At 55.3% G+C, this 13,410-nt stretch carries 12 protein-coding genes and 3 pseudogenes; 7 read left to right on the plus strand and 8 right to left on the minus strand.

Going from position 1 to position 13,410, the window contains the following annotated elements:
• The first annotated feature begins 74 nt into the window (after nucleotides 1–74).
• The 7 genes and pseudogenes from ACZ89R_RS15700 to ACZ89R_RS15730 form a co-directional block, all read left to right on the plus strand.
• Nucleotides 75–743 carry a polysaccharide lyase family 7 protein gene (locus tag ACZ89R_RS15700; protein WP_429545303.1) on the plus strand — a complete coding sequence of 223 codons (669 nt, stop codon included), beginning with the start codon at nucleotides 75–77 and terminating at the stop codon, nucleotides 741–743.
• Nucleotides 744–1,340: 597 nt separating this feature from the next.
• A complete protein-coding gene (locus tag ACZ89R_RS15705; RefSeq protein WP_429545302.1) occupies nucleotides 1,341–1,703 on the plus strand; it encodes a DUF6124 family protein in 363 nt (120 codons plus the stop codon).
• Between the two features lie 225 nt (nucleotides 1,704–1,928).
• Complete coding sequence (locus ACZ89R_RS15710; protein ID WP_429545301.1) at nucleotides 1,929–2,942, plus strand: IS110 family RNA-guided transposase; 1,014 nt, start codon at nucleotides 1,929–1,931, stop codon at nucleotides 2,940–2,942.
• 419 nt (nucleotides 2,943–3,361) lie between these two features.
• A pseudogene (locus ACZ89R_RS15715) lies at nucleotides 3,362–3,822 on the plus strand (transposase); the annotation flags it as partial.
• Nucleotides 3,823–4,027: 205 nt separating this feature from the next.
• A complete protein-coding gene (locus ACZ89R_RS15720; RefSeq protein WP_429545300.1) occupies nucleotides 4,028–4,495 on the plus strand; it encodes a hypothetical protein in 468 nt (155 codons plus the stop codon).
• Nucleotides 4,496–4,906: 411 nt separating this feature from the next.
• The gene (locus tag ACZ89R_RS15725; protein ID WP_429547851.1) at nucleotides 4,907–5,605 is read left to right on the plus strand and encodes a transposase; all 699 of its coding nucleotides are present in this window, start codon (nucleotides 4,907–4,909) and stop codon (nucleotides 5,603–5,605) included.
• 41 nt (nucleotides 5,606–5,646) lie between these two features.
• Nucleotides 5,647–5,742 (plus strand): annotated as a pseudogene (locus tag ACZ89R_RS15730) (DUF6124 family protein); the annotation flags it as partial.
• 101 nt (nucleotides 5,743–5,843) lie between these two features.
• Here the strand turns inward: ACZ89R_RS15730 and ACZ89R_RS15735 are convergent.
• From ACZ89R_RS15735 to tkt, 8 genes and pseudogenes are all read right to left on the minus strand, one after another.
• Nucleotides 5,844–6,049, minus strand: a pseudogene (locus ACZ89R_RS15735) (fructose-1,6-bisphosphate aldolase); the annotation flags it as partial.
• A gap of 114 nt (nucleotides 6,050–6,163) precedes the next feature.
• The gene (locus tag ACZ89R_RS15740) at nucleotides 6,164–6,625 is read right to left on the minus strand and encodes a hypothetical protein (RefSeq protein WP_429545299.1); all 462 of its coding nucleotides are present in this window, start codon (nucleotides 6,623–6,625) and stop codon (nucleotides 6,164–6,166) included.
• A 251-nt stretch (nucleotides 6,626–6,876) separates the two neighbouring features.
• The gene (gene fba, locus ACZ89R_RS15745; protein ID WP_007894938.1) at nucleotides 6,877–7,941 is read right to left on the minus strand and encodes a class II fructose-bisphosphate aldolase; all 1,065 of its coding nucleotides are present in this window, start codon (nucleotides 7,939–7,941) and stop codon (nucleotides 6,877–6,879) included.
• Between the two features lie 253 nt (nucleotides 7,942–8,194).
• Entirely contained in the window at nucleotides 8,195–8,527 is a 333-nt protein-coding gene (locus ACZ89R_RS15750) for an MliC family protein (protein ID WP_429545298.1), read from the minus strand.
• A 56-nt stretch (nucleotides 8,528–8,583) separates the two neighbouring features.
• A complete protein-coding gene (locus ACZ89R_RS15755) occupies nucleotides 8,584–8,805 on the minus strand; it encodes a hypothetical protein (protein ID WP_429545297.1) in 222 nt (73 codons plus the stop codon).
• 34 nt (nucleotides 8,806–8,839) lie between these two features.
• Nucleotides 8,840–10,003, minus strand: a complete 1,164-nt coding sequence (locus ACZ89R_RS15760) for a phosphoglycerate kinase (RefSeq protein ID WP_429545296.1) — start codon at nucleotides 10,001–10,003, stop codon at nucleotides 8,840–8,842.
• A gap of 25 nt (nucleotides 10,004–10,028) precedes the next feature.
• Entirely contained in the window at nucleotides 10,029–11,090 is a 1,062-nt protein-coding gene (epd, locus tag ACZ89R_RS15765; protein WP_429545295.1) for an erythrose-4-phosphate dehydrogenase, read from the minus strand.
• Between the two features lie 189 nt (nucleotides 11,091–11,279).
• Entirely contained in the window at nucleotides 11,280–13,277 is a 1,998-nt protein-coding gene (gene tkt / locus ACZ89R_RS15770; protein ID WP_429545294.1) for a transketolase, read from the minus strand.
• Between the last annotated feature and the right edge of the window lie 133 nt (nucleotides 13,278–13,410).

Raw genomic sequence — 13,410 nt, forward strand, 5'->3', positions numbered from 1 at the left:
GCTTATAAAGACAGCCCGAAGGCGCGGGCTAGAGCTTCTGGCACGCGCGTACAGAACAAAGTGGAAGCTTGAATATGATCGATCTCGCAACCTGGAACCTCAGCGTTCCTGTCGGCAGTCCGCCGTACACCGTTGAAACAACCAAACTGGTGGACGGCTTCAAGGATCAATATTTCCACTCCGACACCGGCACCTTGTTTTTCTGGTCCCCGGTAACCGGCACCCGCACTGAAAACGCGATTTACCCTCGCACCGAACTGCGTGAAACCTACAGCAATGGCACGCTGAAAAACTGGTACTACCCCGACGCGGACAACTTTCTGCGTGCGACCCTTACGGTCAGCAAGGTACCCAGCACGGGCAAGATCGTCATTGGCCAGATCCACGCCTACAAAAGCCAAAAGCCGATGGTAAAACTCGAATATCAATATAAAGACTACAGCGAGACCGGAAACATCGTCGCCAAAGTCCGCATGCACCCCGACGACGACACCGCCCGGGTCATCACCATCGCCACTGGCGTAAAACTCGATCGTGAATTTTCCTACCTCATCCACCTCAGCCCCGGCGGCGCATTGGGCATCAGTGCGGCGGGCTACCAGTGGGACACCGACATCAGCGCGATGTGGCGTGATAAACCGCTGTACTTCAAGGCCGGTGTCTATGTGCAGGACAACACCGGGTACACCAGCGAAGGCGGGGAAGTGACGTTCAGCAAGCTGGATATCGATCACGACACCTAATCCCTAAAAGATCGCAGCCCTCGCGCGCGCCGTAGGAGCTGCCGAAGGCTGCGATCTTTTGATCTTCAGCTCCGAAAACCTCGCAGGAATCCACCCATTGTGGCGAGGGAGCTTGCTCCCGTTGGGCTGCGCAGCAGTCCCTCTTTTTAGGGGGCCGCTTCGCGCCCCAGCAGCAGCAAGACTCCCTCGCCACAGGTGCTTTATGTCCAACGCCATCTCTTCACTGACCGGCATCTGGCCCCACTTAAACGCCAACGTTTAAAGACACTCAGCGTTACTTCATGAAGCCTACAACGGCTTGCGTCACCGCCTACAGGTACGCCAGAATCCGCCGGCTTGTGCGCCTTGAAGCCCACCGGTAACTTGATTCGCGTCACTGATTTCCAGTGATCGGGTTTAGTAGCCCGTGGTGTTTTTTCAGTTAGGTGCAAAGCTCTGTCCATCAGATGTTCCTGTCTGAACGTGATGGTGGCTGTGCTCAGGGCGCTTCGGCGCGCCGGTTAATGCTGATAACTCCCCGGTCTACTAACCTGCGCACAGCTGCCACCCTTCTTTTAGTAGAGAAGGTAAGCAGCTCCATTCAGGAGTTTTCAGCTTATGTTCAAGGTAACGCCTAATCCGCCGGTCACAGACCCGGCATCCCCCTACGAATCCCCCGATTCAAAAAAATTCCACGAAGCCGCCGAACGCGCCCTCGACCATTACCTCAACCCGGCCGCAAAAATCATGGCCACCACCAACGAACCCGAGCCCATGTACTTGGCCAATCCGAAGTACAACACCGAATCCCTGCTGGCCAACGCCAGCGAAACATTGGGCTCGGCCACCACCATGCTCAACAATTTCGCGGCGCTGCTGGAAACCTCCCATCGCAAGACCCTGCTGGGCATCGCCCAAGTGGTCATGCTCGGCGAACTGGCGGTGAACCAGGCGCTGGACCACGTCGAATTGAAGGAGTAATCGCGGCTCGGCTGATGCGAACAACTTGCCCCCAATAAAAACCCGCCTCTCGGCGGGTTTTTATCAACGCAGCTTAACGCTCAGGCTCAATTCACCTTAGCGCTCAACTCACTGAACAAGGGACGATTAAATAAATCTGAGAATCATCTAGCCGGCCTCCCCACCTCACGGAGGTGGCGCAAAATTCAAGGTGCGAACTTAGACTTTTGCTGTGAGGAGGCCGTGATGAAATTCTGTGGCATAGACCTGCATTCAAACAACAGCGTTGTAGTGGTTACCGACGAAACGGACCGGGTCCTGCTCAGTCGGCGCTGTCCTAATGAGCTGACAAAAATCCTCCCGCTGCTCGAACCGCATCGTGCCGAATTGCTCGGTGTCGTGGTCGAGTCGACCTACAACTGGTATTGGCTGGTCGATGGTCTCAAGGCGGCAGGCTTCGAGGTAAAGCTGGCCAACCCCGTGGCGATGCAACGCTACGACGGTTTAAAGCATTCTGACGATAAGGATGATGCGGCGTTCCTGGCGCATTTATTGCGACTCGGGATATTGCCGACCGGCTATATCCATCCGCCGCAAGAACGGGCACTGCGCGATTTGGCACGTAAACGTATTCAGTTGGTCCGCAGTAGGACGCAGCACATTCTTGCGGTGGAGAACATCATGGCGCGCCAGTTTGGCCACGGGTTGAGCTGCAATGAAGTCAAAGGCCTGTCAGCGACATCCGTGGACAGACTTGGCCTGACCACGGATGTCGCTCTGGCGATGAAAGCCAATGTCGCGATCATCCAGGCAGTGCAGGCTCAGATTGATATCCTTGAGGACCGCCTACTGCATGAAGCTCGCCTGCGGCCGGAGTTCTGCTTGTTAAAAACGATGCCTGGAATCGGCGAAGTGCTGGCCACGGTCATCATGCTGGAAACCGGTGATATCGAGCGCTTTGCCGATGTGGGCAACTTCGCCTCCTATGCCCGGTGCGTAAAGAGTGCGCATTACTCCAATGGTAAGAAAAAGGGCGAAGGCAACACCAAGAACGGCAACGCTTACTTGATTTGGGCCTTTATCGAAGCGGCGAATTTTGCTCGGCGTTTCAGTGAAGAGGCCAAACGTTTTTTCGAGAAAAAGAAAGCCAAGACCAATGCCGTGGTCGCCACGAAAGCGCTGGCGCACAAACTGGCGCGGGCGAGTTATCACATCCTGAAGGAGAAACAGCCATTTGATGCCAAGCGCTGTTTCGCCTGAAGGGGCGGATTAAGGTGATGGCCGATCAACCAAAAAGGGACTGGGCGTGAACCATGAAATCTGAGTGGCGACCGGCTGTCACCGCCTGAGTGTGTTGTACCGGGTCGTCCGCCATGTGAGCCCGCTGAGACTGGACGTGTTTTTGCACGAGCCACAGTTCTGTGACACGTTTTGGCCACATTGGCGGCACCAACGTTTCTCTGGGGCAGTTGACTGCCAGGGCGGTGCTCGCTGTATCGCTACCGCTTGATCCACATGGGTGTCAGGCACGACTCGGTCGTAGCCAATGAAGAGGAAACGGGTTCGACGGGTTCAACCGATCAGGTTGAGTTAAAGAGCAATCCCTGCAGTTAAAAACCGCAGGGTGCGGAGGCTTTTAACCTTGACTTGAGACCGGCTAATGGGTGCCCCCTTTTCTTATCGGACAACTGATGAAAGGTCTGGCAGGCCGCATGACGCGCTATCGCAACAAGCTGGAGGGACGCTCCGGTACCTTGTGGGAGAGTAGATACAAATCCAGCGTGGTTCAAACCGACACCTACCTGCTGGCTTGTAGTCGATACATCGAGCTAAACCCGGTGCGAGCGCAAATGGTGCAACATGCTCAAGATTACCCTTGGTCGAGCTTGCATCTGCGTCTCAACGAAACTGCAGAAAACCATTGGCTGGATGAAGACCTTTGCTTCAACGAACTCGGTAAAAGCTATACCGAGCGCCTGGCTCGCTATACCTCATGTCCTCAGAATTGCAGTTGATCAGAGGCGCCCTCCAGCGCGGCCAACTGACAGGCAATTCTCGATTTATAGACGAAATTGAACAAATCACTGGATTGCGAATATCGCATCGAGCTCGAGGTAGGCCTGCGAAACAATTCGATTAGGTGTTCTAGTGGACAATTAAATAGATCTGTCCCCTTTCCTCCCTCTTTCCTCCCTACTTGTCCTCTTTCCTATTTTCTACCTTTCTATAGCAAGACCACCTTTTCTAATTACAAAAACATCTAAACAACTATCAGATTTGACAGTTGTTCTTGCGAGCAGGAGAACTCACCATGATCAGACCACTCTACGCAAGGGGTTAGCACTATGAGCAGCAATGATAGAAATGGTACGAAAGGAAAATTTTCTGCCACCATCAACGGTAGCCTGGTTAACTTAAAAGCCAATCTATTCGGGGAAAGTGAAACTCGCACCATACACGGCACTACTAAGGATGACCGTTCGGATAAATACTACGTATTGAGAATCGACTTCCCCAGCACATTCACGGGAAGTTCTGCATTTGGTAAAAATAAAGTCAACTGTCTAGCACTACTCATAGGCCATGATGGCTTGAGTATTGCTGGGGGTCGGATTACAGGTGGTAATTTCACTTTAACGTCATCTGATTCTAAGACTGCACATTTCAAAGGAACATTTCACGGGGTTGCGAGTTCAGAAGAGGGTGACTTAGATATTAAGGATGGCATCTTCGATTTACAGGGGATAAGTCAAAACGCTGCACCTGAAGTAGCTGAACTAACAAGACATCAAAAACAGACAGCGCCCAGATAAAATTCCGCCCATAAAAAACCCGCCTCTCGGCGGGTTTTTTATCAATGCAGCTTAACGCTCAGGCTCTAGACAACAAAGGGGACAGATCTATTTAATCTACCTCGCTTGTCTTTCTCGCCTTAGGCATTAAACAATAGGCAGGAGCCAGCATTAAAGCACCTATAATAAATTACAGTTTTTAATAAGTTTTGAAAAAGGGGTCAGATCTATTTAATCTACCTCGCTTCTCGCCTTACGCATTTAAACAATAGGCAGGAGCCAGCATTAAAGCCCTGTAATAAATGACTGTTTTTAATACGCCTTTGCGATAACAGCTATAACTTTAAAGAAATACTGGAAACAGCTTTTCCGGCAGGAGCACGTCCATTGCTGCTACGCTTCCCCCATCACTACAAGGAAGTAGGAAGCTATATGCCCAGAATGGGACGTATTGTGTTACCCAATTATCCGCACCATGTCGTGCAACGCGGCCACAACCGGCAGGTTGTGTTCGCCGAGCCGAGCGACTATCAGCGCTACCTCGACGATCTGCGAGAACTCAAAACGCTATTCGACGTGAAAGTGTATGCCTTCTGCTTGATGACCAACCATGTCCATCTATTGCTCGCACCTGGAGACTCCGTTGCGAGTCTCGGGCAATTGATGAAAGGCCTGGCGGGCCGCGCGACTCGGTATCGCAACAAGCTGGAGGGACGCTCCGGTACCTTGTGGGAGAGTCGATACAAATCCAGCGTGGTTCAAACCGACACCTACCTGCTGGCTTGTAGTCGATACATCGAGCTAAACCCGGTGCGAGCGCAAATGGTGCAGCATGCTCAAGATTACCCTTGGTCGAGCTTGCACCTGCGTCTCAACGAAACTACAGAAAACCATTGGCTGGATGAAGACCTTTGCTTCAACGAACTCGGCAAAAGCTATACCGAGCGCTTGGCTCGCTATACCTCATTTATGGAACAGACGATTCCGTCCTCAGAATTGCAGTTGATCAGAGGTGCCCTCCAGCGCGGCCAACTGACAGGCAATCCTCGATTTATAGACGAAATTGAACAAATCACTGGATTGCGAATATCGCATCGAGCTCGAGGTAGGCCTGCGAAACAACTCGATTAGGTGTTCCAGGGGACGATCAAATAGATCTGTCCCCTTTTAGGTCCAATCGCAAGACCCTACTGGGCATCGCCCAAGTGGTCATGCTCGGCGAACTGGCGGTGAACCAGGCGTTGGACCACGTCGAATTGAAGGAGTAATCGCGTCTCTGGTTGGAGCAAGGCGAGCAAACTTGCTTCCAATAAAAAACCCGCCTCTCGGCGGGTTTCTTATCAACGCTGTTTAACGCTCAGGCTCAGGCTCAATTAACCTTAGCGTTCAACTCACCCTTCAAATACCGCTGATACATCGCTTCCAACGAGATCGGCTTGATCTTCGAAGCATTACCCGCCGTACCAAACGCTTCATAACGTGCAATACACACATCACGCATCACGCATCACGCATCGCCGTCACGGTCGCGCCGAAGAACTTACGCGGATCGAACTCGCTTGGGTTGGTAGCCATCGATTAAATAGATCTGTCCCCTTTTACAGTCAGTCCCCTTTTACAGTTTGGCTTGTCACAAAAAGGGGACAATTAAATAATCCCCTTTCCACCCCCTTTACCGGCATTCAGTCATTACTTACTGCTCATCTTTGCCTCAAAGTTAACGCTGAAACTTCCGTTCAGAGCAGCCGACATATCAGGATCACCCTCCTTACGTTTGCGCACATTAAATTTACCACGGTAATCAGTAATAATATTATTTTCGATATTCACGGTTCCATACTGAGCATACCATTGCGCCGAAGGTGAGGACTGAACCTGAAACATAATATACCCCTCATCCGTAATAGGATTATCGCCAATAAACTCTCTCGGAATCACGAAATAAATATCTAATAGGCGGTCACTTCCTGCAGCTCTAACATAAACTCTCTCATCATTATAATAGTTCCCATAAATAGATTCTGATTGGAAGTTAGATTCTTTGCCTTCAGAATCCACTACCGTCGCCGTCACGATTCCTGCCAGCTTGAACTCCTCCTTCTTTAGCTTTTCCAGATCCAGAGCACTCATATGTTTTTCTATAGATTTCATTTTCGACCTCAACAAAAAATAGATAGAGAAGAAAGAGAGAAAAATGCAACACTTCTAATCCACTCCCTCCTTGGAATTGCATGGAAAAGAATAGGCAATCGCAGCGATCAGATCACCTGCAAGAAATAACAGTTTTTAATACGTTTTGGCGATAACAGAAATAAATTAACCCCCGATCTTAAAGTGAAGGTTACGCCCACAAAAAAACCCGCCTCTCGGCGGGTTTTTCGTGCAACTCAAACGCAGAAGGCTTAGTTGACCTTAGCGTTCAACTCACCCTTCAAATACCGTTGATACATCGCTTCCAACGAGATCGGCTTGATCTTCGAAGCATTACCCGCCGTACCAAACTGTTCATAACGTGCGATACACACATCACGCATTGCGGTCACGGTCGCGCCGAAGAACTTACGCGGATCGAACTCGCTTGGGTTGGTAGCCATCAGGCGACGCATCGCACCGGTGGAGGCCAGGCGCAGGTCGGTGTCGATGTTGACCTTGCGCACGCCGTGCTTGATGCCTTCGACGATTTCTTCAACCGGTACGCCGTAGGTTTCTTTGATGTCGCCGCCGTACTGGTTGATGATCGCCAGCCACTCTTGGGGAACCGAAGACGAGCCGTGCATTACCAGGTGGGTGTTCGGGATGCGTTTGTGGATTTCTTTGATGCGGTCGATGGCCAGCACGTCGCCGGTAGGTGGCTTGGTGAACTTGTAGGCGCCGTGGCTGGTGCCGATGGCGATGGCCAGGGCATCGACCTGGGTGCGTTTGACGAAGTCAGCGGCTTCTTCCGGGTCGGTCAGCATTTGGCTGTGATCCAGAACGCCTTCGGCGCCGATGCCGTCTTCTTCACCGGCCATGCCGGTTTCCAGCGAACCCAGGCAGCCCAGCTCGCCTTCTACCGAAACGCCGCAGGCGTGAGCCATGGCCACGGTTTGTTGGGTAACACGGACGTTGTAGTCGTAGTCGGTCGGGGTCTTGCCATCTTCGCCCAGGGAGCCGTCCATCATCACCGAGCTGAAGCCCAGTTGGATCGAACGCTGGCAGACGTCAGGGCTGGTGCCGTGGTCCTGGTGCATGCACACCGGGATGTGCGGGAATTCTTCGATGGCTGCCAGGATCAGGTGACGCAGAAACGGGGCGCCTGCGTATTTGCGAGCACCGGCCGAAGCCTGGACGATCACCGGGGAGTCAGTCTTGTCAGCGGCTTCCATGATGGCGCGCATCTGCTCAAGGTTGTTGACGTTGAAGGCTGGAACGCCGTAGCCGAACTCGGCTGCGTGGTCCAGCATCTGGCGCATGCTGATAAGTGCCATTGTGTGTGTCTCTCCCGGTTGAGGGTCGTTAATCGTGCCAGCCTGCCGTAGCGGCGGCGGCTATTCAAGTTATTGCAGATCGGGGGTTGGCCCGGGCTGCGAATTCGGTGGTGCGTCTATCTCTAACAGCTGACGATTTCCTGTAGGAGCGAAGCTTGCTCGCGAAAGCGCTTTAACTGACACCACATGTGTTGAATGTGATGACCTCTTCGCGAGCAAGCTTCGCTCCTACAGGTTTTGCGCAAGCCTTCAATTACTCGGCTTTACAACCGCGGCCAATCAAATCATTGGTGGCGACCCAGTAAACCAGGCCTTCCTCACCTTTTACGTGAAATGCCAGCATGTCGTTGCTGTACAGCGAACCTTCGGCGCCCGGTTCAAGCTTCAAACGGTAGACCTGATCAGCACCGCCCGGGCGAACGTCGACTTCCTTGCGGTTGATGTCAGTGTAGCGCCAGAGCACTTTGGCCTGGCTGTCGCAGGTCCAGGTGGTCCAGCTGCCCGCTGGCTCGGCAGCGTTGAACAGGTTCAAATTGGCGCAACCTGCCAGCAATGCCAATGCCGCAACGGCGATAAAGCCTTTCATCCGTGTTCCTCGGCTGACGGCGCACGCCGCCCGCCTTGAGTAAAGAGTCTGACCCCTCAAGGGCAACCATGTTCCTTGGCCGGGACCTGTGTCTCGTATTTGTCCAAGCCGTCGGGCCCGGAGCGCTTGTTGATCACCGGGTTGGTTTCCGCTTGCCAATCCGCTTGGTAGCAGCCTTTTTCCTGTGACTGTGGCGCGGGTTCCGGCGTGGCTTTCGGGTTACTCCCGCAAGCCGCCAGCATACCCGCGGCAATCAACAGCATTAAGATCCTGACCATGTGAACACTCCTTTGCCTGGTCAAATGCGCGGCCTCAGGCCTTGGCCCGACTTTCCAGGACTTCAACGGCCGGCAGCACTTTGCCTTCGACGAATTCGAGGAACGCGCCGCCGCCGGTAGAAATGTAGGAGATCTGCTCGGCAACGCCATATTTATCGATGGCTGCCAGAGTGTCGCCGCCACCAGCGATGGAGAACGCCGAGCTTTCTGCGATGGCCTGGGCCAGCACTTTGGTGCCGTTACCGAACTGGTCGAATTCGAACACGCCCACCGGGCCGTTCCACAGGATGGTCTTGGACGACTTCAACAGCTCGGCGAAATTCGCCGCGGTCTGTGGGCCGATGTCCAGGATCATGTCGTCTGCGGCCACGTCAGCGATCAGCTTGACAGTCGCGGTCGCGCTTTCAGCGAATTCCTTGGCAACCACCACGTCCACCGGCAGTGGCACGCTGACCTTGGCAGCGATTTCACGGGCGGTATCCAGCAGATCCGGCTCGTACAGGGATTTGCCGACCGGGTGACCCGCAGCGGCCAGGAAGGTGTTGGCGATGCCGCCGCCGACGATCAGCTGGTTGCAGATCTGGCTCAGGCTGTTGAGCACGTCGAGTTTGGTCGACACTTTGGAACCGGCAACGATAGCGGCCATTGGCTGAGCCGGGGCGCCCAGGGCTTTGCCCAGTGCGTCCAGTTCGGCGGCCAGTAACGGGCCAGCAGCAGCGACTTTGGCGAACTTGGCCACGCCGTGGGTCGAGCCCTCGGCACGGTGAGCGGTGCCGAAGGCGTCCATCACGAACACGTCGCACAGGGCGGCGTATTGCTTGGCCAGTTCGTCAGCGTTCTTTTTCTCGCCCTTGTTGAAGCGCACGTTTTCGAACAGCACGATGTCGCCGGCTTTCACGTCGACGCCGCCCAGGTAATCGGACACCAGCGACACTTCGCGGCCCAGGGCTTTGCTCAGGTAGTCAGCGACTGGCTTGAGGCTGTTTTCGGCCGAGAACTCGCCTTCGGTCGGACGGCCAAGGTGCGAGCAGACCATCACGGCCGCGCCTTTTTCCAGGGCCAGCTTGATGGTCGGCAGCGAAGCCAGGATTCGCGCATCGCTGGTGACAACACCGTCCTTGACTGGGACGTTGAGGTCTTCGCGGATCAGTACGCGCTTACCTTGCAGATCGAGGTCGGTCATCTTCAACACGGTCATGGGTCGCATTTCCTGGATAGCTGTTTTAGAGAGCAGGTTTTGGTTGTGGTGCAGCTGTTTGCAAATAGTGTTCTGCAACGTCCAGCATTCGATTGGCAAAACCCCATTCGTTGTCGAACCAGGCCAGGATGTTCACCAGCCGAGGGCCGGAAACGCGGGTCTGACTGGCATCGACGATGGCCGAATGTGGGTCATGATTAAAATCACAACTGGCGTGAGGCAACTCGGTGTAGGCCAGAAGGCCCTTGAGCGGGCCATGGGTGGCGGCCTCGCGCAGAATCCGGTTGACCTCGGTGGCGTCGGTATCGCTTACGGTCTGCATCGTAATGTCGAGGCAGGACACGTTAACCGTCGGCACCCGCACGGCTTTGGCCTGAATTCGCCCGGCAAGTTCCGGCAGCAGGCGTTCAATGCCTCGCGCCAGACCAGTGGACACCGGAATCACCGACTGGAACGCTGACCGGGTGCGGCGCAGGTCTTCGTGGTGATAGGCGTCGATGACCGGTTGATCGTTCATCGCCGAGTGGATGGTAGTGATCGACACGTATTCCAGACCAATGGCCTGATCCAGCAGGCGCAACAGCGGCACGCCGCAGTTGGTGGTGCAGGAAGCGTTGGATACCAGCAGCTCATCGCCGGTCAGGCAATCCTGGTTCACGCCATAGACGATGGTGGCGTCGACATCTGCCTCGCTGGCCATCGGCTGGGAGAACAGCACCCGTGACGCGCCAGCGTCGAGGAAGCGCTGGCCATCCTGACGGGTGTGGTAAGCGCCGGAGCACTCCAGCACCAGATCGACGCCCAGTGACGCCCAATCGATGCCTTCGGGGGTGGCACTGCGCAGGACCTTCACGCAGTCGCCTTTAATATGCAGACAATCACCCTCGACCCTCACTTCACCGGGAAACCGCCCGTGTGTGGAGTCGAAGCGTGTCAGGTATTCGATGCTGGCCATGTCGGCCAGATCGTTGATCGCGACAATTTCGAACCCTGCCGTCGAGCCTCGCTCGAACAACGCACGCAAGACGCAACGACCAATCCGGCCGTAGCCGTTGAGTGCAACTTTGTAAGGACGCGGTTGAGGCATGGGGTTCTCGATAGACGCAAGCAGACGAAGTCTCATTAACAACACAATTCCCTGGTAGGAGCTGTCGAGTGAAACGAGGCTGCGATCTTTTGATCCTGATCTAAAAAAACAAGATCAAAAGATCGCAGCCTCGTTTCTCTCGGCAGCTCCTACAGGGAAACGCGGCAGCCAGGGCCACCGCGTCGTGTTTTAGTCTTCCAGCAGCTCTTCAGCCTGACCCAGGATGTTTTCCAGGGTGAAGCCGAACTCTTCGAACAAGGCAGGCGCAGGCGCCGACTCGCCGTAGGTGGTCATGCCGATCACACGCCCTTCCAGGCCCACGTACTTGTACCAGTAGTCCGCATGGGCGGCCTCGATGGCGATACGCGCGCTGACCTGCAATGGCAGAACCGCTTGCTTGTAGCCGGCGTCCTGGGCTTCGAAGACGCTGGTGCACGGCATCGAAACAACACGCACCTTGCGACCTTGCTCGGTCAGTTTGTCGAAGGCTTGAACGGCCAGGCCGACTTCCGAACCGGTGGCGATCAGGATCAGCTCAGGCTCGCCTGCGCAGTCTTTCAGCACGTAGCCGCCGCGATTGATGCACTCGATCTGCACGGCATCACGGGTTTGGTGCTGCAGGTTCTGACGGGAGAAGATCAGTGCCGACGGACCGTCGTCACGCTCCAGCGCGCATTTCCAGGCCACTGCCGATTCAACGGCATCGGCTGGACGCCAGGTGTCGAGGTTCGGCGTGCAGCGCAGGCTGGCCAGTTGCTCGATCGGCTGGTGAGTCGGGCCGTCTTCGCCCAGACCGATGGAGTCGTGGGTGAACACATAGATGATGCGCTTCTTCATCAGCGCCGACATGCGCACCGCGTTGCGGGCGTATTCCATGAACATCAGGAAGGTCGCGCCGTACGGCACCAGGCCGCCGTGCAGGGCCACGCCGTTCATGATCGCGCTCATGCCGAACTCGCGAACGCCGTAGTACATGTAGTTGCCGCTGGCGTCTTCGGCGGTGACGCCTTTGCAACCTTTCCACAGGGTCAGGTTGGAACCGGCCAGGTCAGCCGAACCGCCCAGCAGTTCCGGCAGCAGCGGGCCGAACGCGTTCAGGGCATTCTGGCTGGCTTTACGGCTGGCGATGGTTTCGCCCTTGGCCGCGACTTCAGCGATGTAAGCAGCCGCTTTTTCAGCGAAGTCAGTTGGCAGATCACCGCTCAGACGACGAATCAGTTCGTTGGCCAGCTCCGGGAAGGCCGCGGAGTAAGCAGCGAAGCGCTGATCCCACTCGGCTTCGGCAGCGCGACCGGATTCCTTGGCGTCCCACTCGGCATAAATATTGGCCGGGATTTCGAACGGGCCGTGGTTCCACTTCAGTGATTCACGGGTCAGAGCGATTTCCGCGTCACCCAACGGGGCACCGTGGCAGTCTTCCTTGCCCTGCTTGTTCGGCGAACCGAAACCGATGGTGGTCTTGCAGCAGATCAGCGTCGGCTGCTCGCTTTTGCGGGCCGTGTCGATGGCGATCTTGATTTCTTCCGGGTCATGACCGTCGACGTTGCGGATCACCTGCCAGTTGTAGGCCTCGAAACGCTTCGGCGTGTCGTCGGTGAACCAGCCTTCGACTTCGCCGTCGATGGAAATGCCGTTGTCATCGTAGAAGGCAATCAGTTTACCCAGACCCAAGGTGCCAGCCAGGGAGCTGACTTCGTGGGAAATGCCTTCCATCATGCAGCCATCACCCAGGAATACGTAGGTGTGGTGATCAACGACGTTATGGCCGGGACGGTTGAACTGCGCCGCCAGGACTTTTTCCGCCAACGCGAAACCCACGGCATTGGCCAGGCCTTGGCCCAGTGGGCCGGTGGTGGTTTCGACGCCCGGGGTGTAGCCGTATTCCGGGTGACCCGGAGTGCGGCTGTGCAGCTGGCGGAAGTTTTTCAGGTCATCGATCGACAGGTCATAACCGGTGAGGTGCAGCAGCGAGTAGATCAACATCGAACCGTGACCGTTGGACAGCACGAAGCGGTCACGGTCGGCGAACGATGGATTGCTCGGGTTGTGCTTCAGGTAGTCACGCCAAAGTACTTCGGCGATATCCGCCATACCCATAGGGGCACCGGGATGGCCGCTGTTGGCTTTTTGCACGGCATCCATGCTGAGGGCACGAATGGCGTTGGCACGCTCACGACGGCTGGGCATCGCTGTTCTCCTGCGGATATTGAATCGAGAGTTAATAAAACGAAACGGAAAAAAGGCGAGCATTTTCCCTCACCGACCGCCTTCGGGGCAATGACAGATAGTCATCCGAAGGCGTTTTTCCAATGGATAACAG

The organism is Pseudomonas sp. TE3728, assembly GCF_056279145.1.

Excerpts from the sequence above, each read along its gene's own strand:
- ACZ89R_RS15700 (WP_429545303.1), top strand. The coding sequence starts at position 75 with ATGATCGATCTCGCAACCTGGAACCTCAGCGTTCCTGTCGGCAGTCCG.
- ACZ89R_RS15705 (WP_429545302.1), top strand. The coding sequence starts at position 1,341 with ATGTTCAAGGTAACGCCTAATCCGCCGGTCACAGACCCGGCATCCCCC.
- ACZ89R_RS15710 (WP_429545301.1), top strand. The coding sequence starts at position 1,929 with ATGAAATTCTGTGGCATAGACCTGCATTCAAACAACAGCGTTGTAGTG.
- ACZ89R_RS15720 (WP_429545300.1), top strand. The coding sequence starts at position 4,028 with ATGAGCAGCAATGATAGAAATGGTACGAAAGGAAAATTTTCTGCCACC.
- ACZ89R_RS15725 (WP_429547851.1), top strand. The coding sequence starts at position 4,907 with ATGCCCAGAATGGGACGTATTGTGTTACCCAATTATCCGCACCATGTC.
- ACZ89R_RS15740 (WP_429545299.1), bottom strand. The coding sequence starts at position 6,625 with ATGAAATCTATAGAAAAACATATGAGTGCTCTGGATCTGGAAAAGCTA.
- fba (WP_007894938.1), bottom strand. The coding sequence starts at position 7,941 with ATGGCACTTATCAGCATGCGCCAGATGCTGGACCACGCAGCCGAGTTC.
- ACZ89R_RS15750 (WP_429545298.1), bottom strand. The coding sequence starts at position 8,527 with ATGAAAGGCTTTATCGCCGTTGCGGCATTGGCATTGCTGGCAGGTTGC.
- ACZ89R_RS15755 (WP_429545297.1), bottom strand. The coding sequence starts at position 8,805 with ATGGTCAGGATCTTAATGCTGTTGATTGCCGCGGGTATGCTGGCGGCT.
- ACZ89R_RS15760 (WP_429545296.1), bottom strand. The coding sequence starts at position 10,003 with ATGACCGTGTTGAAGATGACCGACCTCGATCTGCAAGGTAAGCGCGTA.
- epd (WP_429545295.1), bottom strand. The coding sequence starts at position 11,090 with ATGCCTCAACCGCGTCCTTACAAAGTTGCACTCAACGGCTACGGCCGG.
- tkt (WP_429545294.1), bottom strand. The coding sequence starts at position 13,277 with ATGCCCAGCCGTCGTGAGCGTGCCAACGCCATTCGTGCCCTCAGCATG.